Below are 18,617 nucleotides of genomic sequence, written 5' to 3'. Positions count from 1 at the left end.
TCATCCTGGCGGGGCGCCGCGGTAGGCGGCGTGGTGGGAAGACCGGCCTGCTTGCAGGAGACATTTCTCGTGCTTGAAGTGGCGTTCGCGGAGGGCGAACGGGTTAGCGGCCCACAACGTTGAGGGCTAGCAGTCGCGCGGGTAGAGTGCTAGGCAGGTTGTTTTGACCCACAGTTGTTCACCCGCGACGACGGCTGTGCTGGGCTACCCACAACCGGCACACGCACGTCCACGTGGACGTGCACTAGGAACACTTTGGAGGAAATCATCATGGCAAACATCAAGCCGCTGGAGGACAAGGTCCTCGTCCAGATCGTTGAAGCTGAGACCACCACCGCGTCCGGTCTGGTTATCCCGGACTCCGCGAAGGAGAAGCCGCAGGAGGCCACCGTCGTAGCCGTCGGCCCGGGCCGCACCAACGACAAGGGCGAGGTTGTCCCGGTCGGCGTCAACGAGGGCGACACCGTCATCTTCTCCAAGTACGGCGGCACCGAGCTGAAGTACGACGGCCAGGAGTACCTCCTGCTGTCCGCTCGCGACCTGCTCGCTGTCATCGAGAAGTAAAAGTAGGCGATTAACCCTATGCCAAAGCTGATTGCATTTGACCAGGAGGCCCGCGAGGGCATCCAGCGCGGTGTAGACACGCTGGCCGACGCCGTCAAGGTCACCCTCGGCCCCCGCGGCCGCAACGTCGTGTTGTCCAAGGCTTTTGGTGGCCCGACCGTCACGAATGACGGCGTCACCATCGCCCGCGACATTGATCTCGACGATCCTTTTGAGAACCTCGGCGCCCAGCTGGTGAAGTCCGTGGCCGTCAAGACCAACGACATCGCCGGTGACGGTACCACCACCGCGACCTTGCTGGCCCAGGCACTCGTCTTCGAGGGCCTGCGCAACGTTGCTGCCGGTGCTAACCCGGTGGAGCTCAACAAGGGCATCGAGGCGGCCGCTGAGAAGGTCGTCGAGGAGCTCAAGAAGCGCGCCACCCCGGTGAACTCCTCCGCGGAAATCTCCCAGGTTGCTACCGTGTCCTCCCGCGATGCGGAGGTCGGCGAGATGGTTGCCGGCGCGATGGACAAGGTGGGCAAGGACGGCGTCGTGACCGTCGAGGAGTCCCAAACCATCGAGTCCACCGTGGACGTGACCGAGGGCATTTCCTTCGACAAGGGCTACCTCTCCCCGTACTTTGCGACGGAGGAGGAGACCTACAACGCCGTGCTTGACGACGCCGCAATTCTCCTCGTCCGCAACAAGATCTCCTCCCTGCCGGACTTCCTGCCGCTGCTGGAGAAGATCGCGGAGTCCTCGCGCCCGACGCTGATCATCGCTGAGGACATCGAGGGCGAGCCGCTGCAGGCGCTCGTCGTGAACTCCATCCGTAAGGTCCTCAAGGTCGCCGCCGTGAAGTCGCCGTACTTCGGCGAGCGCCGCAAGGGCTTCATGGATGACCTGGCTGTTGTCACCGGCGCGACCGTCGTCGACCCGGAGGTCGGCATCAACCTCAAGGAGGTCGGCCCCGAGGTTCTCGGTTCCGCACGTCGCGTCACCGTGTCCAAGGAGGACACCGTGATTGTGGATGGTGCAGGTACTGCTGAGGCCGTCGAGGAGCGCCGCGAGCAGATCCGGCGCGAGATCGAGCGCACCGATTCCACCTGGGATAAGGAGAAGCTCGAGGAGCGCCTGGCCAAGCTGTCTGGCGGTGTTGCCGTCATCCGCGTTGGTGCCGCTACCGAGACCGAGGTCAATGAGCGCAAGCTGCGCGTCGAGGATGCCATCAACGCCGCCCGCGCGGCCGTTGAAGAAGGCGTTATCGCCGGCGGCGGCTCCGCACTGGTTCAGATCTCCCAGGAGCTCAAGGCCTTTGCCGAGGGCTTCGAGGGCGAGGCCAAGATTGGCGTGCAGGCTGTGGCCCGTGCGCTGACCCGCCCGGCCTACTGGATCGCTGAGAACGCCGGCCTGGATGGTTCCGTCGTCGTCGCCCGCGTTGCCGAGCAAGCCAACGGTGAAGGCTTCAACGCCGCCACCCTGGAGTACGGCAACCTGCTGGAGCAGGGCATCATCGACCCGGTAAAGGTCACCCACTCCGCCGTGGTTAACGCCGCCTCCGTGGCCCGCATGGTGCTCACCACCGAGGCTTCCGTCGTGGAGAAGCCTGCTGAGGAAGAGCCGGCTCAGGCTGGACACGCGCACGCGCACTAAACGTGCACGCGGGAAACCTACGTTTCCCGCGTCGCCACAAGGGTTCCCGCAGGGAGCGGTAGCTCCCCGCGTGGCCATAAGGAAGGCCCGCCGCCCGCATCCATCGCGGGGAGGCGGGCCTTTGCCGTGGGGCGGGAATCTCTGCCCCGTTATGAGACTGTGGAGCCGTAGAACAAGAATTCATCACCGCCACCGGCACCCGCGAAAACAACCTCAAGAACGTGGATGTGCGCATCCCCAAGCGCAAGCTCACCGTTGTCACCGGCGTGTCCGGATCCGGCAAGACCTCGCTGGTCTTCGACACCATCGCTGCCGAATCGCAGCGGCTCATCAACGAAACCTACCCGGGCTTCATGCAAGCTCCACCGCGCCCCGACGTGGACCGCTTGGAAGGGTTGACCGCCGCCATCGTCGTAGGCCAGGAACCCAGGGCGGCCTCTGCGCGCTCCACCTTCGGCACCGCCACCGACAATCACCGGGCACCTGCGCGTGCTTTTCCCGCCTAGCAGAATCCCGCGCGGGCGAGCCCGCAGCTTATTCCCTCAACGATGGCTCCATCATGTACCCCGGCATGAAGGTGGACTCGTGGATGTGGCGCGCCTACGCCGAGTCCGGGCTGTATTCGGCCGACGTGCCGGTCCAAGACTTCACCGAGGAGCAAAAACGCAACCTGTATGAGACCGAGACCAAGGTCAAGGTCGGCGGCGTCAGCATGAGTTACATGAGGCTGGTCACGCGGCTCAAGACGAACGTGTTGAGCAAACCCGTGGAGTCCCTACAGAAGCATATTCGTGCCTTTGTCGAGCGCGCAGTGGTCTTTGTAGGTTGCCCCAGAGTGTCAGGGTACGTGCTTGGCGCAGAACGCGCGCGAGTTCCTCGACAAGGACACGTTGACCGCCCGCTACCTAGCGCAGGTGCTGTAGAACTGGCGGCTTCTACCGGCCTCCAATTGCCGGCTGCTGAATATCAGCGCAGCCTGCTTAACGCCATGGCTGGGGGAGGGCGGACTAGGCGCCGACGGTCGCGTGGGTGCGGCGCGAGCGCAAGGCAACGACGCGCTCGGATTCGCTCATGCCGCCCCACACGCCATAGGGCTCGCCGGATGCGAGGGCGTGTTCGCGGCACAATTCGATGACTGGGCAGGTGTGGCAAATAGCCTTGGCGCGGTTTTCGCGCTGGGCGCGGGCGCGACCGCGCTCGCCGTCTGGGTGGTAGAACACGTCAGAGTTTTCCCCACGGCAAGCGCCGTGTAGCTGCCAATCCCAGAAGTCCGTATTGGGCCCGGGGAGCAGGAAAGGCTGAGACACGTTCGATTCTCCTTATTCGTCAAAGATAGAGTTTCCAAGCGCGAGGCGTGCTGTAAGCGCGACTCAACACGGGAGATGGTCCCGTGAGCGCTAGGGCGAAGTAAGACGAGATAGAAGTGTGTCTTCCCTTGGTAAACGGCGCGTTAAGCATTGCTGACATGCAGGTGTAACGAGCCGAAATTCCTCACGTTTACCCAGTATGACCTGCATTTAAGGTTAAGATGAACGATGAATGAACTTTTTATCACAGCTCAAAAGCCGGGGAATGGACCCGTCGTTTCGGGTTTCGCCAAATGGTTATGACATGATGTTCATGCAGAATATGTAGTAATGAATTAAACGAATTCATTCAGAAAAGACTTTAGGCAGAAGAGCACAAAGCAGAAGAGCAAGGATGGCAGTGGCTACACATGCTACAGGCGCAGGCGGCTCCTCCACAGCGGCGAAGCGCGACAGCGATAAGGAACTAGCGGACCTCGTTCCGCTAGCCGTCGACGGTAGCCGCCGTGCCCTGCAGCGCATCATGCGCATCATTCACCCGCAGGTCCTGCGCTATTGCCGCGCACGCATTGGCGGTCACCGCCAGCCCACGGCGGAGGATGTGGCACAAGAGATCTGCTTGGCGGTGGCGACGTCGATTGGCACGTACAAGGACAAGGGCCGCCCGTTTATGGCCTATGTGTATGGCATCGCTGCCCACAAGGTGACCGACGCTCACCGGGCCCTCAGCCGCGACCACACCCACCCGACGGAAGACCTTCCGGAAGACGCCGCTCAGGACGCTACCCCCGAAGAATCCGCCCTTGAAGTAGACGGTAGTAACAGAGTGCGGGCAATGCTCGATACGTTAAGTGACAAGGCCCGGGACATTATCATCTTGCGTGTGTTCGTGGGGCTGTCGGCAGAGGAGACTGCGGAAATTGTGGAGTCTACCCCTGGCGCAGTCCGCGTGGCGCAACATCGTGCACTTGCGCAATTGCGCAAATCCCTCGATTCGCACGAGACGTCGTGAACCAGCAGTGTGAACCAGTAGTTGGGCTAGCCCAGAGCTAGCAGTGAGCCATCGGTACTTGGCACCGACAAATTAAAATTTTACTAATAAGGAAGGGAGGACATCATGGCAAAAAAGGACCAGCCTCAGCAGGGTGTCGCTGAGCAGCTGCAGCCTTTGGTCGATGATGATGCATTCCTCACCACTCTCTCCGAAGGAACGGATCCCTCCGATGGCGGTGATGAGTTGGCGGGTCTTCTGCTGGAGCTGCGCGGGGACGTCGAAAAGCAGATGCCCCCGGCCCCCCTCATCGAAGGCGCGGAGGAGGAGCCGGAGGTTATTTCCCTCGGCGCGGCACGTCGCCGTCGGAGCAAGCCATTCATGCACGGCCTCATTGGAGCGGCCGCAGCTACGCTGCTCATTGCAGGTACCGGAGCTGTGGTGGTCAACGCCGGACCGGGTTCCCCGCTGTATGGCGTGAACCAGTCGCTCTTCGGCGCAGACGAGCACGATGTGTCTGTGGTCGAGCTCGCCGGAACACTCGATGAAATGGAGAGGCGTTCCGCTGAGGGCGATATGGACGGCACCCGTCAGCTGCTTGAAGAAGCCCGGAAGATGGTGGATCAGGCCAAGCGGGAACGCGAGGCGGAGTCCCCGAGTACGACGAAACAACAGCCCCGCACCACGGTGACGCAGACGCAGACGGTGGAGAAGCCCGCCCCTGTAGAGGAGCAGAAGCCACCGGAGCCGGAGACCGTCACGCAGACCGAGACTGCGGTCTCTACCGTCGTGGTGACACGTACGGTATCGGCAGGTAACCCACTGGAGCCGCCGACGCAGAACCAGCCGGAGCCAAGTCGGCCGAGTGGTGGAGAGCAGGCGACGCCACCGCAGAATGACAACTCGGATGGCGCTGGGGATAACGGTCAGCTCCCGCCGCCGCAGTTCCAGCAATAAAACCACAAAGAACCTCTTTCCTCCCACACCAGGAGGAAAGAGGTTCTTGTCGTTGAGCTGCGCGGTACTTCAGCCGCGCTAGTAGCGCGAATCCATACCGTCGAGGTAACCCACCGCATAATCCCACGGAACATAGCGCATCGGATCCGGCTCGGCACCCGGCTCGTGCACGGGGGCGAGCTGGCCTGCCAGCGTAGCCTGCATGTTGGAGGCCATAATGTCCCACTCGTAGAAGTGGTTTTCTTCGCAGTCCTCGCAGAAAAAGAAGATGCCGTCGATGCCGCGCGGGCTCAAAACACGCGCAAACTCTTGGACCATGGCCAGATCATGAATGACGGCGAGACGGTCCTCCTCAGACAGCGGCTCGACGTGCTCATCCTCCTCGAGGAAGGAAGCTGGGTCGTTCGGGTCGTCCGCGAAAGGATCGCGGGGCATGTTGGCGAAAAAGTTCACGTCTGCGAGCCTATTGACTCCGTGCGCGCAAGGCAATTCCCTATGGAGACTTTTTCTATACCCACGGCTACCACTACGGGGCGTCCACGCACTACAGTGAGGGCTACCGCATACAACTATCTGGTCAGTTTAGGAGAGCCCCACCCTCATGAGCCACGTCCACACCGGCGGAGACAACCCCGACAAGATTGCACTCTACGGCCTTACTTTTGATGATGTTCTGCTGCTTCCCGCAGAATCCAACGTCGTTCCCTCCGAGGTGGATACCTCGGCGCAGTTCACCCGCAACATTCGCCTCGGCGTGCCTCTGGCTTCCGCCGCGATGGATACGGTGACCGAGGCCCGCATGGCCATCGGCATGGCGCGTCAGGGCGGCATCGGCGTCCTGCACCGCAACCTTTCCGCAGAGGAGCAGGCTCAGCAAGTAGAGATCGTCAAACGTTCCGAATCCGGCATGGTCACCGACCCGGTCACGGCCACCCCGGACATGACTATCGACGAGGTAGACACGCTGTGCGCGCGGTACCGGATTTCGGGCCTGCCGGTCGTCGATAAGCAAGGCACCCTCGTGGGCATCTGCACTAACCGTGATATGCGCTTCGAGCCGGATTTCTCCCGCAAGGTTTCCGAGATCATGACCCCGATGCCGCTAGTCGTGGCCAAGGAAGGCGTCAGCAAGGAAGAGGCGCTGGAGCTGCTGTCCGCCAACAAGGTGGAGAAGCTGCCCATCGTTGATGATGAGAACAAGCTCGTCGGCCTCATTACCGTCAAGGACTTTGTCAAGACCGAGCAATTCCCCAACGCCTCCAAGGATGCTTCCGGGCGCCTTCTCGTGGCGGCGGGCATCGGTACCGGTGAGGAGTCCTACCAGCGCGCAGGCCAGCTTGTCGACGCCGGCGTAGACGTCCTCGTCGTCGACTCCGCCCACGCCCACAACAACCGCGTGCTGGAGATGGTCTCCCGCGTGCAGAAGGATTTTGGTGACCGCATTGACGTCATCGGTGGCAACCTGGCCACCCGTGCTGCTGCACGCGACATGATTGAGGCCGGCGCCGACGCCATCAAGGTCGGCATCGGACCGGGTTCCATTTGCACCACGCGCGTTGTGGCGGGTGTAGGTGCCCCGCAGATCACCGCCATCATGGAGGCCGCCGCCGTGGCAGGTCCGGCGGGTGTGCCGGTTATTGGTGACGGCGGCATGCAGTACTCCGGTGACGTCGCCAAGGCCCTGGCGGCCGGCGCCGATGCCGTCATGCTGGGCTCCATGCTGGCCGGTACCACGGAAGCACCGGGTGACATCGTCGTGGTCCAGGGCAAGCAGTACAAGCGTTACCGCGGAATGGGTTCTATGGGTGCCATGCAGGGCCGCGGCCTGACGGGCGAGAAGCGCTCCTACTCCAAGGACCGCTACTTCCAGGCCGACGTCAAGAGTGAGGACAAGCTGGTGCCAGAAGGCGTCGAGGGACGCGTGCCTTTCCGCGGTGATATTGATGCCATCGTTCACCAGATCGTGGGCGGCCTGCGTGCTTCCATGGGCTACACCGGCTCCGCTAACCTGGCTGAGCTCAAGACCAAGCAGTTTGTCCAGATCACCGCTGCGGGCCTTAAGGAGTCTCACCCGCACCACCTTCAGCAGATCGTCGAAGCTCCGAACTACCGCTAAGGACTAAGAATGCGCGATTACGTAGAAATCGGCGTGGGCCGCGAGGCCCGCCGCACCTATGACTTGAACCAGATTTCCCTGGTGCCGACTCGCCGCACCCGTTCCTCCAAGGACGTGGACACCTCATGGCACATCGACGCCTACACCTTTGAGGTCCCGTTCGTTTCGGCGCCGACCGACGCGCTGGCCACACCCGAATTTGTCATCGAGATGGGCAAACAGGGCGGTCTAGGCGTCATCAATGCCGAAGGCCTGTGGGGCCGTCACGAGGATTTGGAAGGCGCGATTGCCCGCGTGACGGAGAACTTCGGCGACCTGTCCACGCTGCAGGAGCTGCACGCAGCACCCCTGAATGAGGAGTTGCTGGCAGAGCGCATCGCGCAGGTGCGCGATTCCGGCGTGACCGTGGCCGTGCGCGTCTCCCCGCAGCACGCCCGCGAGCTGGCGCCCGTGGTTATTAAGGCCGGCGCGGAGCTGCTGTTCATCCACGGCACTTTGATTTCCGCCGAGCACGTGCAGACTGGCGGCGAGCCGCTCAACTTGAAGGAGTTCATCGGCTCGCTGGATACCCCGGTGGTGGCCGGTGGCGTGGCGGATTACACCACGGCGCTGCACCTCATGCGCGCGGGCGCTGCGGGCATCATCGTTGGCGCCGGTGTGAACACCAACCCGGAGACCGTAGGTATTGATATCCCCATGGCGACGACCATCGCGGATGTTGCGGCCGCACGCCGCGACTACCTGGATGAGACCGAGGGCCGCTACGTGCACGTGCTTGCCGACGGCGACATCTTCACCTCCGCAGACATCGCCAAGGCCATTGCCTGTGGCGCTGATGGGGTCGTGCTCGGGCCAGTCCTGGCTCGCGCGGCGGAGGCTGGTGGCAAGGGCTGGTACTGGCCGTCCACGGCCGGCCACCCGCGTTTCCCGCGCGGCCTCATTGAGCCGATTGGCGTGGCCAATTCCCTCCTGGGCACCGGCACTTTTGGCGCCGATGTTTCGGGCACCGACGTTTCTGGCAACGCAACTTCTGGCGCCGCCGAGGATGCCTCAGCGGGTGCGCCTTCCTTGGAGGTCGTGCTCCATGGCCCGTCCAACGAGCCGCTGGGTGAGCTCAACTTGGTCGGTGGACTCAAGCGCGCCATGGCAAAGTGCGGCTACACGGATTTGAAGTCCTTCCAGAAGGTTGGTCTGGCCGTCCGTTAGTGCTGCGGACGCAGCTGTGCGCAGGCGCGGCTGCCCGTACGCGCGGCCACCGGCGGGAGTGGCTGCCTGTAGGTGCGGCTACCCGTCGGGGCAGCCGATTGCCGGAGGGGCACTGTAATGATCGACAAAGCTTCGATCTACTTCGCTGTCTTGGCGGCTCGTGTCCTGGCTTAGCGCTCTGCGGGGTTGAGCACCGATGGTGCTTCCACGTTGGAGTTGCAGCTGCAGTTGCGTGGCTTCTGAAACAACAGCAGTCGGGGCTTCTTCAGGCGGCGTGGGCGCAGTGCCACTTTGCGGAAAACCACGTGCCCGCGCGCCGGTGCCATGGTTTGTAGCACCGAGGCCACCACGACCAGCCCGATGGCCGCCAGCTTGAGCTGGGACACGTTCTGGGAGAGCAGGAGCCAGCCAAAGAGTGCGGCGAAGACGGGCTCCAAAGCGATCAGGATGGAAAAGACGTTGGGGGCAAGCTTGCGCAGCGCAAGGAATTCCAACGAGTAGGGGATGAGAGAAGCCAGCACGCCCGTGCCCAGAGCAAGCAGCAGTAGCGAAGGATCGCTCGCTAGAGCCATCGCCCCGCGCCCACCCACTGGCAGGAGCACCAAGCCACCGATGAGGAAAGCCACGGCCAAACCGTCTTGGCCGCTAAAGAGCGCGCCGGCCTTCTTGCTGGCCAGGATGTAAGCAGCCCACATCGCGCCGGCGCACAGCAAGAAGAACACACCTCGCAGGTCGAGGGGATCTCCGTTGAAAGAGTCCAGGCCCATCAAACCCATACCGAGAAGAGCGAGGGCGACGCAGGTGGCGTCGCGAAGCGAGCGTGAGAGGCACGCCGCCAGCAGTAGCGGGCCGAGGAACTCGATGGTCACGGCAGGACCTAGCGCAACAAGCTCGATGCCGGCATAGAAGAATCCATTCATCAGACCCAGCGTGAGGCCGAAAATGCTCGCGGAGATCCACTTCTCACGGCTCCACGTGCGCACGCGCGGTCGCGCAATGGCGAGCAGAATCACGGCGGCGAAGAGCAAACGCAGCGAAGCGGTGCCCCACGGGCCGCCGATGGGGAAGAGCTGGATGGCGAGGCTCGCTCCGAGCTGGATTGAAATGCACGAGCCAATGACGCACAAAACTGCAATCGGATTGGTCATGCAGACCATTGTGGGGTGGGAAGAACTGTTAGTCTATCTACAGTTTTTAACACGTACCTGTTAGGGATTCTGTCATGTTGGATCTGCATCGCCTGCGCATTCTCTACGAGCTGCAACGCCTCGGCACCGTCACTGCCGTGGCGGAATCGCTGCGCTATACGCACTCGGCCATCTCCCAACAACTGGCACAGTGTGAAAAAGACGTCGGCGTGGCGCTCTATGAGAAAGTCGGCCGGCGAGTGCGTTTGACGGAGCAGGGGAAAATCCTCGCGTCTTATGCTGAGCGGATGCTCGCCTTGGCGGATGAGGCCGAGTCACAGGTCATTGCATCCACCAACGCGGTGCGTGGCACGATCAAGGTCACGACGTTTCAGACCATCATGTCCTCGCTGGTCCCGCGGGCGCTGACGGAGCTAGCCAGGGAGTACCCGGACCTGCGCGTGCAGATCATCCAGCGCGAAGCCGATGGCGCGATGGAGCTGCTGGCGCGCCGGGAGGTGGACCTCATCCTGGGTGAAGAGTATGAGTCGGACATGCCCGCCACGGATGAGCACACCCACCGGGAGCTGCTTCTCGACGACCCCCTACGCCTCATCACCCCGCTCACCGGCCCCTGGAGCGAGTTGTGCTTAGAGGATTTTGCAGCGTTCGATGACGAAATCCCTTTTGCCATGGACCCGGAGGAGTTTTTACTGGGGCGCTTCGTTCACAGGTTGTGCCGCCGGCATGGTTTTAACCCCAGCGTGCTCTATGAAACCCCGGATCCCTTCTTGCACGCGCACTTGGTGCGCACGGGCCACGCGGTGGCGGTGATTTCGGACCTCTTTCTTGAGGAGATCGAAGGCGTGCGTGTGGTTGCTTTGCCTGGTAATCCCACCCGCACGCTCTACACAGCGGTGCGTGCTGGACGCGAGGGACACCCCGCTCTGCGGGCGTTTCGGGCCGCGTTGGGCAAGGCCGCTATTACTGCGAAAGATTATGGGCCACTCCCTGCGGTCTAGGGCGCGGGTTCTTGCGTTAAACTGATGACCGTGACTAACCCAAATACAACCCCGCGTCCTGTCCTCGTGGTGGATTTTGGCGCCCAGTACGCGCAGCTCATCGCCCGGCGTGTGCGTGAGGCCAACATCTACTCCGAGGTTGTCCCCAATTCTGCCTCCGTGGAGGACATCAAGGCCAAGAACCCGGCCGCGCTGATCCTCTCCGGTGGCCCGTCCTCCGTATACGCGGACGGCGCCCCTGCTCTGAAGCCGGAGCTGCTCGAGCTCGGCATCCCGGTCTTTGGTATCTGCTACGGCTTCCAGTCCATGACCCAAGCCCTGGGCGGCACCGTGGCCTCCACTGGTGCCCGCGAGTACGGCCGCACGGACATGACCGTGTCCGGCGGCGTGCTGCACAAGGGCCTGGAGGACACCCACAAGGTGTGGATGTCTCACGGCGATTCGGTCACTGAAGCCCCGGAGGGCTTTGAGGTGACCGCGTCGTCGGAAGGCGCTCCCGTGGCAGCCTTCGAGTGCCTGTCCAAGCAGATGGCCGGCGTGCAGTATCACCCGGAAGTCCTTCACTCGCCGTACGGCCAGGAGGTGCTCACGCGCTTTTTGACTGAGGTAGCAGGCTTGGAGCAGAACTGGACCGCAGAGAACATTGCGGAGCAGCTCATTAACGATGTGCGCGAGCAGATCGGTGAGGAAGGCCGTGCAATCTGCGGCCTGTCCGGTGGCGTGGATTCCGCCGTAGCCGCAGCCCTCGTGCAGCGCGCTATCGGTGACCGTTTGACCTGTGTCTTCGTTGACCACGGCCTGCTGCGCGCGGGTGAGCGTGAGCAGGTGGAGAAGGACTTCGTGGCGTCGACTGGCGCCAAGCTCATCACCGTGGATGAGCGCGAGGCCTTCCTCAACAAGCTGGCCGGTGTGACCGAGCCAGAGGCCAAGCGCAAGGCCATCGGTGCGGAGTTCATCCGTTCCTTCGAGCGCGCCGTCGACCAGGCTCTGGACGGCCAGGATGCCGCGTTCTTGGTGCAGGGCACGCTGTACCCGGACGTCGTGGAGTCCGGTGGCGGTGACGGTACTGCGAATATTAAGTCCCACCACAATGTGGGCGGCTTGCCTGATGATGTCGAGTTCGAGCTCGTCGAGCCGCTGCGCCTGCTCTTCAAGGATGAGGTCCGTGCGGTTGGCCGTGAGCTGGGCCTGCCGGAGGAAATCGTGGCGCGCCAGCCTTTCCCGGGCCCGGGCCTGGGAATCCGCATCATCGGCGAGGTCACCGAGGAGCGTCTGGAGACGCTGCGCCAGGCGGACCTCATCGCGCGTACCGAGCTGACCAACGCTGGCCTGGACGGCGAGATCTGGCAGTGCCCGGTGGTGCTGCTTGCCGACGTCCGCTCCGTCGGCGTCCAAGGCGACGGCCGCACCTATGGCCACCCGATCGTCCTGCGCCCGGTGTCCTCCGAGGACGCCATGACCGCGGACTGGACCCGCCTGCCGTACGACGTGCTGGAGAAGATCTCCACCCGCATCACCAACGAGGTCAAGGAAGTCAACCGCGTGGTGCTCGACGTAACCTCGAAGCCGCCGGGAACCATCGAGTGGGAATAAACACTGCCGAAAGACACTGGAACAAGCACTGCATCAGTGCAGCGGTGTTCTCAGCGAGATAGCGTAGTGCTCAAAGCGCGAAGGGAAGCAAACTCCCCGACGCTGCGTAGCGCGGCCGTGCCTCTAACCAACGGGGCGCGGCCGCGTTCCCCGTTTCGGCCCCTAACGCTCTGCTCGCGTGGCCGATGGTCCCATGTTTCTCGGCGTGAGCTCCGTCCGCGGTGCGGCATAGAGAGTCTGTAAAGCTTTGATACTGTCGCGCTTCGCGAATTGGGCAAACAGTGGAGGCGAGTTCTTGCATGCCTTGTGCGCCGGACGCTGAGCGCTCACCCGCCGCCAGTCCACGTACCTTAAACATGCATGCCGCTAGCACGCATCGTGAGCGCGCATGCCGTTAGCGTGCTCGTTGCCTGCATCCACGGCGCTAGCATCCGCCGCGTTAGTTAGCACTGTTTGCACGGGGCTAGGACGCATACCTCTATAACGCGCGCGCGAGTAGCCGCACGCCGAGCGGGTTTTCTCAGCGAGCGGCTGGTTAAAGCGGCTGTGTGACGCAGCGTGTCACAAGCCAGTGAGCCGATGGGGTTAGTTTCTGCCCCGAGTACAGAACCGAAATTCTACGGGCCGGATATCGGCGGATCCGTGGATGTTCGAGCAGCCCTGCCCTCTGGCGGATGAGTAGCTGTACGTTTAGCAGGCCTTGGAACAGAACCTGGTGCTGGCCCCGATGTAGTACTGGACGCAGGATCCGGAGGCGCAGGTGGAGCAGAACCCGGGGCCGCAGGTGGAGCAGAAGCTGGGGCCGAATGCGGAGTGGATCCAGGTGTCGCAGGGCCCGGAGCGGAACGCGGCGGGTGAGCCGGGCTTTCGATGGGAATTGGCGGCCCCGCCCACGGCGGCAGGTAGTGCACGCGGCCATCGATGCGGTCGAGGTGCCCGCGGCCGGTGGGCTTTTCCGGGTCATCGTCATTGACCGCATTGTGGTAGGCGCACAACGGCACCAAGTTGGTCATATTCGTCGGCCCGCCATCTTGGAAGCGGGTGAGGTGATGAATCTGTGAGTCCTCGGCGGGTGCGTTGCATCCCGGCCACGCGCACGTCGGGTGCTCCGCAGACAAGGCGAGCCGCTGCTTTAAATTGGCAAAGCGGCTCGCCATGTACAGGTTCACGGGGCCGTGATGGGGATGGACGAGGGTGATGAGGCCGACGTCGGCAAGCTTTTCGCGCACGAACTCCGCACCCGTCATCGTCGCGCCATTCGTCAGCTGCAGTTCGATCTCTTCACCATCACCATCGACGATGCGGTCCAGCTCATCCAAGCGCACGATGACGTTCGACTGCAGCGTCTGGCCGGAACCACCGCCGCCGCGGAACACGGTATGCGCTGCGGTGAGCAAATCTTGATCCGTGGACTTGAGCACGGCCAACAGCTTGGAAATATTGAGCGAGGAATCCGTAATGCTCAGCGTGTGGTTGCGGCCCGCGCGCCGCGTCACCCGCACGCCCGGTGCAGGGTCCTTCGGCGGACGCCATTCTTTGAGCTTGGCCTTCGCCACCATGGGGATTTTCTCCCGCGGGGTAGCAGCCAGTAGTTGGCGCAGCTCCCAGGCCCTGCGGGCTTTAAGCTTGGAACAGTAGCGCTCAATCTCAAGGAGCGTGAACACGTCGTGGCCCGTACGGCGTGCCTTGCGCTGCCGGGAGCGGAACATCGTGTCCCCGAAATACACCGCGTGCAGATTCAGCAGCTTCTCCGCGAAATCTGGTCGCGCACCCATCTGAACCAGCTGCGCGCGCGTAACACCGGCGCATTGCTCGACGACGTCCAGCCCGCGCGCTAGTGCTTGAATGTAACCCCCCAGTTGCATAGCCCACAGCCTAAACCAGGCCGGGGAACCACGCTACTTGAGCGCAGAAATCGCAGCGCAGAGCTTATCGACGTCCCCCTCTTCCGTCGACCACGCCGTACAAAAACGCACCACCCGCAGGCCTTCGTGTTCTTCGAAGAACTGGCACACGAAGTCCTGCGAGAGTTTGTCTTCCTGCTCGCGGGTTAGCAGAGCGAACTGCTGATTGGTGGGAGAGTCAAAGAGCATGTCGATGCCTGCGGCGCGGAATGCCTCGGCGATGCGCTGGGCCTGGGCGTTGGCGCGGGCGCAGATCTGTTCGTAGAGGGTGGTTGCTGCAGCGCTGTTTACCTCATTGCCCGGGGTGGCTGCTTGAGCGCGAGTGCAGGTTGCGTTCGACTCAGCGAGCGCGTCGGCGGAGACAGTAGGAGGGGCGCTGAAGAGGGCGGCGAATTGCGCGCCGAGCAACCAGCCCTTAGCCAGCAGGCCACCGCTTTGTTTCATGGCATTGCGAAAGCGCGGAGCACCCGCGGGGAAGACGATGGCCTCGCCGAAGAGGGCGCCGCATTTGGTGCCGCCGATGGTGAAGACGTCGACAAGCGCGGCCAGGTCCGGCAGGGTGATATCTGAAGCGGACAGACCGTAGCCGAGGCGGGCGCCGTCGACAAACAGGCCCAACCCGTACTCATCGCAGACCGCGCGCAGGGCCACGAGTTCGGCGCGGGAGTAGGTGGTGCCAAACTCAGTGGGTTGGGTGATATAGACCAGCGCCGGCTCCGGCATGTGCTCTTCCACCCCGGAGGCGCGGTACTCATCCATGCACGCGCGGACCTGTGCGGCGGTGATCTTTCCCAGCTGGTTTGGCAGCGTGATGACCTTGTGCCCGGTGTGCTCGATAGCACCCGTCTCATGGGTGGCGATGTGCCCGCTATCCGCCGCAATAACACCTTCCCAGGGGCGCAGCCGGTGGGCGATGATGGTGGCGTTGGCCTGCGTGCCACCGACCATGAAATGCACCTCGGCGTTCGGTGCCTGGCAGGCAGCGCGGATGCGCGCAGCGGCCGTGTTGCAAAGCTCGTCGGTGCCGTAGCCGGCATAAGCCCCGCCTGCCCCCGCGATGGCATCAAGGACGCGGGGGTGAGCGGAGCGGTGGTAGTCGTTGCCGAAGTGAATCATGGTGGGCCAGTTTAGCCGGTGACGGTAAGCTCGCCGATACCTGCGTCGATGTGAATCTTCAACAGTGCATCAGGGTCCTGACGTTCGGTGCAGTTACTCTCACCCAGGCCGTCATCGCAGGTCAGCGAGACAGGGATGTCCTTCGGGAGGATGACCTCGACGGCGCCGATGCCGGCGTCGACGGTGACATCGTGCTCGTCTTTCAGGCCGTGGAGCTGGCTGAAGTCTACCGTCGATTCGCCGATGCCCAGGTCATAGTACTCCTTAAGCTCCTCCACGCTGGTGGGGGCAAAGTGCTGTTCACCGGCGTTAAAGCGGAAGCTGAAACCGGACTCCTCGTCGGCCTCGGCGACGAAGGTGACTCCAAGGAAGGCAATCGTCAGGGCCGCTCCCACAGCGCCGAGGGCAATCGCGCCCTCGACCCACTGCGAACCGCGCTTCTTTGTCGGTTCCTCCCGCGGGCCCGGCTCCGGCAGGTCCCAGGCATCGGGCACCACACCGAGTGGATCCCAGGACGGCGGAGTCCTACGCCCTGGCGGGAAGGGGTGGCCGTCTGCCGGGGTATAAGGGTTGAGGTTGACAGGTTCCTCGCGCACCGGCTGCTCGGCGGCCAATAGCCCGCTGGGCGGTAGCGGTTCGCGTTGGTGAAGGGCGTACCACGCCAGCGCCAACAGTCCGAAGGTCAACACAGCGGGCGGAAGTCCGGCGAGGAATTGTCCGCTGAGGAACAGTGGGCCGGAGCTAAAAGTAAGAAGAACACCGACAATCAGAATCCAGCCGAGCTCTTGTTCCTCCTTGACACCATCCTTGCCCAAGGCCGCATCGAGCGGGCAGTAGGGCGAGCCAAAGCGCGGCATGAGCGCCCACGCGGCGAGGTAGGCGGCGATGCCACCGCCGAAGGCGAGTGACGCGACCACGAAGGCTACGCGCACGATCGTGGGGTCGAGCTGATAGCGCACCGCGATGCCTTCGCAGACACCAGCGATCTGCGCGTCGCCGCCCTGTTTCTTGGGAAGGCGGACGGGGCGGGTCGTCCACATCTGGTTGAGCGTGCTGTTCTTCGTCATACTTTTATGGTGCCGCGTGGGGCCGCGTGGCGGTATCGGTAATCGCCCTGATTTTTCGGCCTCAGGGTTGTCCCTGATGTGCCCGAGGGTGGGGCGTGGGACTATGGCTAGTATGACTTCGCCCTATGTGCCCGCAGAAAACGCGGCGCCTTATCCCGTGATGTCGCGCCCCCAGTCTGGCCGCGTGGTCGCCGGCGTGGCGGCGGGATTGGCGCAGAATCTTGGGGTCTCGGCGCTCTCCGTGCGCATCGCTTTGACCGCGTTGACCTTGCTGGGCGGGGTGGGGGCGATGGCCTATGCCGGTCTGTGGATTTTCACGCCCGCGCTTGACGACGCCCCCTCCACCCGCCGCAGCCCCCTCTCCCTCGTGCTGGTGCTCTTGGCGCTGGCGGGTAGCGCGGTGGGCGTGTTGGGGGTTTCGGGGGCGTCGTTAAGCGCGGCGGTGCCGTTGGCGGTGGTGGCCATCGGCGCGGTGTTGGCGTGGTTGGCCTATGACCGCGGCCTGAACACGCCGGTGGGTCTGGTTGCCGTGGCGGCGGGTGCCGTCCTGGTCATCGGTGGCGTCGTGGTGGCGGCGGTGACGTGGGAAAGCGGATCGGGCTCGGCGATCCTGGCCACGGCGCTGACGCTGGTGGGATTTGGGGCGCTGGTGGTGCCGCTGGTGCTGAAGCTCTGGCGTTCGCTGTCGCAGGAGCAGGCGGCGAAGGCGGTTTCGGAGGAGCGCGCCGAGATTGCCGCCCGCCTGCACGATTCGGTGCTGCAGACGCTGGCGCTGATTCAGAAGAGGGCGGGGGATTCGCGTGAGGTGACGCGTTTGGCGCGCGCCCAGGAAAGGGAGCTGCGCGCCTGGCTTTTCGACGCCCCCTCTGCCGCCCCCACCACCTGCTTTGGTGCTCTCGAAGCGGCGTGCGGGGAAGTGGAGGATCTCTTTGATATGCGGGTATCCGCGGTGACGGTGGGCGAAGACGCGGAGCTAACGGAATCCGCGAAGCTGCTTATCCAGGCAGCGCGCGAGGCCATGGTGAATGCCGGCAAGCACGCAAGCGTGGACGTGGTGGATGTCTACGCGGAGTTGTTGGCGGGCGAGCTGAGTATCTTCGTGCGCGACCGTGGGGTCGGTTTCAGCGTGGAGGATATTCCCGCTGATAGGCACGGGATTCGTGACAGTATTCGCGCGCGCGTAGAGGGATCAGGTGGGTGCGTGCGGATTTCTTCGACCCCGGGGGAGGGCACCGAGGTGGAGTTGGAGGTAGCGTTATGAGCATGGTGAAGGTCTTTTTGGTTGATGATCACTCCGTCTTCCGCGCGGGTGTGCGCGCAGAGCTGGCGGTGGCCCCGGAGATTGAGATCGTGGGTGATGCTGGCACTGTCGCGGAGGCGCTGGAGGGCATTGCGCGGACCTCCCCGGACGTGGTGCTTCTTGATGTCCACATGCCCGACGGCGGCGGCCTCGCCGTTATTAATGGGACGGCACATCAGCCGTCGCGTCCGGTGTTTTTGGCGCTGAGCGTGTCGGATGCGGCGGAGGATGTGATTGCGCTGATTCGGGCGGGCGCGCGCGGGTATGTGACGAAGAATATTTCCGGCCCGGACCTGGCCGAGGCGGTGGTGCAGGTGCACAGCGGGGATGCGTATTTCTCGCCGCGCCTGGCGGGTTTTGTCCTTGATGCTTTTGCCTCCGGTTCGCCCGCCCCGGAGTCGGAGGAGGGGCAAGACCCAGCGGTGGATGCGCTCACGCGGCGCGAGCTGGAGGTCTTGCGGCTGCTTGCGCGCGGCTATACGTACCGCGAGATTGGCAAGCAGCTGTTCATTTCGGTGAAGACGGTGGAAACGCACGCCTCCAATATTTTGCGCAAGACGCAGCAGTCCAACCGCCATCAGCTCACGCGCTGGGCCACCTCGCGCGACCTGGCTTAGACGCCCGGCCGAGGCGGGTTGGCAAAGGCGCTGGCGCAGACAGCCCCGCACAAACCAGGATCGGGGGCCGGTGGAGGTGGTCGCCGCTCACGCAG

At 63.4% G+C, this 18,617-nt stretch carries 17 protein-coding genes; 11 read left to right on the top strand and 6 right to left on the bottom strand.

What is annotated here, in order from left to right; all coding sequences use genetic code 11:
* Positions 1-264 precede the first annotated feature (264 nt).
* The 3 genes from groES (at position 265) to HMPREF2781_RS03535 (ending at position 2,705) form a co-directional block, all read left to right on the top strand.
* Positions 265-564 carry a co-chaperone GroES gene (groES, locus tag HMPREF2781_RS03545; protein ID WP_167595557.1) on the top strand — a complete coding sequence of 100 codons (300 nt, stop codon included), beginning with the start codon at positions 265-267 and terminating at the stop codon, positions 562-564.
* Between the two features lie 18 nt (positions 565-582).
* The gene (groL, locus tag HMPREF2781_RS03540) at positions 583-2,199 is read left to right on the top strand and encodes a chaperonin GroEL (protein ID WP_070644420.1); all 1,617 of its coding nucleotides are present in this window, start codon (positions 583-585) and stop codon (positions 2,197-2,199) included.
* A gap of 221 nt (positions 2,200-2,420) precedes the next feature.
* Positions 2,421-2,705: a P-loop NTPase family protein gene (locus HMPREF2781_RS03535; protein WP_070446499.1), complete on the top strand. Its 285-nt coding sequence runs from the start codon at positions 2,421-2,423 to the stop codon at positions 2,703-2,705.
* Positions 2,706-3,206: 501 nt separating this feature from the next.
* Here the strand turns inward: HMPREF2781_RS03535 and HMPREF2781_RS03530 are convergent.
* Positions 3,207-3,506 carry a WhiB family transcriptional regulator gene (locus HMPREF2781_RS03530; protein WP_070446497.1) on the bottom strand — a complete coding sequence of 100 codons (300 nt, stop codon included), beginning with the start codon at positions 3,504-3,506 and terminating at the stop codon, positions 3,207-3,209.
* Between the two features lie 394 nt (positions 3,507-3,900).
* Between HMPREF2781_RS03530 and HMPREF2781_RS03525 the strand changes: the two genes are divergently transcribed.
* Positions 3,901-4,518, top strand: coding sequence for a sigma-70 family RNA polymerase sigma factor (locus tag HMPREF2781_RS03525; RefSeq protein ID WP_070446495.1), 618 nt, complete (start codon positions 3,901-3,903; stop codon positions 4,516-4,518).
* A gap of 105 nt (positions 4,519-4,623) precedes the next feature.
* Positions 4,624-5,454, top strand: coding sequence for a hypothetical protein (locus HMPREF2781_RS03520; RefSeq protein WP_070644418.1), 831 nt, complete (start codon positions 4,624-4,626; stop codon positions 5,452-5,454).
* Between the two features lie 78 nt (positions 5,455-5,532).
* Here the strand turns inward: HMPREF2781_RS03520 and HMPREF2781_RS03515 are convergent, their stop codons facing one another.
* Positions 5,533-5,907, bottom strand: coding sequence for a DUF5319 domain-containing protein (locus HMPREF2781_RS03515; RefSeq protein WP_010189463.1), 375 nt, complete (start codon positions 5,905-5,907; stop codon positions 5,533-5,535).
* Between the two features lie 148 nt (positions 5,908-6,055).
* Between HMPREF2781_RS03515 and guaB the strand changes: the two genes are divergently transcribed.
* Both guaB and HMPREF2781_RS03505 read left to right on the top strand, forming a co-directional pair.
* Entirely contained in the window at positions 6,056-7,570 is a 1,515-nt protein-coding gene (guaB, locus tag HMPREF2781_RS03510; RefSeq protein ID WP_070446490.1) for an IMP dehydrogenase, read from the top strand.
* 9 nt (positions 7,571-7,579) lie between these two features.
* A complete protein-coding gene (locus HMPREF2781_RS03505; protein ID WP_070644417.1) occupies positions 7,580-8,776 on the top strand; it encodes a GuaB3 family IMP dehydrogenase-related protein in 1,197 nt (398 codons plus the stop codon).
* Positions 8,777-8,946: 170 nt separating this feature from the next.
* Here the strand turns inward: HMPREF2781_RS03505 and HMPREF2781_RS03500 are convergent, their stop codons facing one another.
* On the bottom strand, positions 8,947-9,924 hold the full coding sequence (locus tag HMPREF2781_RS03500; RefSeq protein ID WP_168163673.1) for an EamA family transporter: 978 nt from the start codon (positions 9,922-9,924) through the stop codon (positions 8,947-8,949).
* Between the two features lie 74 nt (positions 9,925-9,998).
* Here HMPREF2781_RS03500 and HMPREF2781_RS03495 point away from each other — a divergent pair, with 74 nt between their 5' ends.
* Positions 9,999-10,925, top strand: a complete 927-nt coding sequence (locus HMPREF2781_RS03495; RefSeq protein ID WP_070446485.1) for a LysR family transcriptional regulator — start codon at positions 9,999-10,001, stop codon at positions 10,923-10,925.
* Between the two features lie 24 nt (positions 10,926-10,949).
* Positions 10,950-12,518: a glutamine-hydrolyzing GMP synthase gene (gene guaA / locus HMPREF2781_RS03490; RefSeq protein WP_070644415.1), complete on the top strand. Its 1,569-nt coding sequence runs from the start codon at positions 10,950-10,952 to the stop codon at positions 12,516-12,518.
* Between the two features lie 617 nt (positions 12,519-13,135).
* Here guaA and HMPREF2781_RS03485 read toward each other — a convergent pair.
* Genes HMPREF2781_RS03485 through HMPREF2781_RS03475 form a run of 3 tightly spaced genes read right to left on the bottom strand, consistent with a single transcriptional unit; the run spans position 13,136 to position 16,605 of the window.
* Positions 13,136-14,383, bottom strand: coding sequence for an HNH endonuclease signature motif containing protein (locus HMPREF2781_RS03485; protein WP_246821764.1), 1,248 nt, complete (start codon positions 14,381-14,383; stop codon positions 13,136-13,138).
* Between the two features lie 33 nt (positions 14,384-14,416).
* Complete coding sequence (locus HMPREF2781_RS03480) at positions 14,417-15,538, bottom strand: threonine aldolase family protein (RefSeq protein ID WP_070644414.1); 1,122 nt, start codon at positions 15,536-15,538, stop codon at positions 14,417-14,419.
* Between the two features lie 11 nt (positions 15,539-15,549).
* On the bottom strand, positions 15,550-16,605 hold the full coding sequence (locus HMPREF2781_RS03475; RefSeq protein ID WP_070644413.1) for a PspC domain-containing protein: 1,056 nt from the start codon (positions 16,603-16,605) through the stop codon (positions 15,550-15,552).
* A gap of 112 nt (positions 16,606-16,717) precedes the next feature.
* On the opposite strand from HMPREF2781_RS03475, the gene HMPREF2781_RS03470 reads away from it, so the two are divergent.
* Both HMPREF2781_RS03470 and HMPREF2781_RS03465 read left to right on the top strand, forming a co-directional pair.
* Entirely contained in the window at positions 16,718-17,866 is a 1,149-nt protein-coding gene (locus HMPREF2781_RS03470) for an ATP-binding protein (RefSeq protein WP_210385997.1), read from the top strand.
* Positions 17,867-17,868: 2 nt separating this feature from the next.
* Positions 17,869-18,522, top strand: coding sequence for a response regulator (locus tag HMPREF2781_RS03465; RefSeq protein ID WP_070644466.1), 654 nt, complete (start codon positions 17,869-17,871; stop codon positions 18,520-18,522).
* Positions 18,523-18,617 lie beyond the last annotated feature (95 nt).

This window comes from Corynebacterium sp. HMSC062A03, from assembly GCF_001811145.1.
Lineage (GTDB): Bacteria > Actinomycetota > Actinomycetes > Mycobacteriales > Mycobacteriaceae > Corynebacterium > Corynebacterium aurimucosum.
Note: the sequence above shows the minus strand (reverse complement) of the source record. Positions and strands in the feature narration are given on the sequence as shown.

What these genes read in the sequence shown, in the direction of transcription:
- groL (WP_070644420.1), top strand. Translation starts at nt 583, where the DNA reads ATGCCAAAGCTGATTGCATTTGACCAGGAGGCCCGCGAGGGCATCCAG.
- HMPREF2781_RS03525 (WP_070446495.1), top strand. Translation starts at nt 3,901, where the DNA reads ATGGCAGTGGCTACACATGCTACAGGCGCAGGCGGCTCCTCCACAGCG.
- HMPREF2781_RS03520 (WP_070644418.1), top strand. Translation starts at nt 4,624, where the DNA reads ATGGCAAAAAAGGACCAGCCTCAGCAGGGTGTCGCTGAGCAGCTGCAG.
- guaB (WP_070446490.1), top strand. Translation starts at nt 6,056, where the DNA reads ATGAGCCACGTCCACACCGGCGGAGACAACCCCGACAAGATTGCACTC.
- HMPREF2781_RS03505 (WP_070644417.1), top strand. Translation starts at nt 7,580, where the DNA reads ATGCGCGATTACGTAGAAATCGGCGTGGGCCGCGAGGCCCGCCGCACC.
- HMPREF2781_RS03500 (WP_168163673.1), bottom strand. Translation starts at nt 9,924, where the DNA reads ATGACCAATCCGATTGCAGTTTTGTGCGTCATTGGCTCGTGCATTTCA.
- HMPREF2781_RS03495 (WP_070446485.1), top strand. Translation starts at nt 9,999, where the DNA reads ATGTTGGATCTGCATCGCCTGCGCATTCTCTACGAGCTGCAACGCCTC.
- guaA (WP_070644415.1), top strand. Translation starts at nt 10,950, where the DNA reads ATGACCGTGACTAACCCAAATACAACCCCGCGTCCTGTCCTCGTGGTG.
- HMPREF2781_RS03485 (WP_246821764.1), bottom strand. Translation starts at nt 14,383, where the DNA reads ATGCAACTGGGGGGTTACATTCAAGCACTAGCGCGCGGGCTGGACGTC.
- HMPREF2781_RS03480 (WP_070644414.1), bottom strand. Translation starts at nt 15,538, where the DNA reads ATGATTCACTTCGGCAACGACTACCACCGCTCCGCTCACCCCCGCGTC.
- HMPREF2781_RS03475 (WP_070644413.1), bottom strand. Translation starts at nt 16,605, where the DNA reads ATGACGAAGAACAGCACGCTCAACCAGATGTGGACGACCCGCCCCGTC.
- HMPREF2781_RS03470 (WP_210385997.1), top strand. Translation starts at nt 16,718, where the DNA reads ATGACTTCGCCCTATGTGCCCGCAGAAAACGCGGCGCCTTATCCCGTG.
- HMPREF2781_RS03465 (WP_070644466.1), top strand. Translation starts at nt 17,869, where the DNA reads ATGGTGAAGGTCTTTTTGGTTGATGATCACTCCGTCTTCCGCGCGGGT.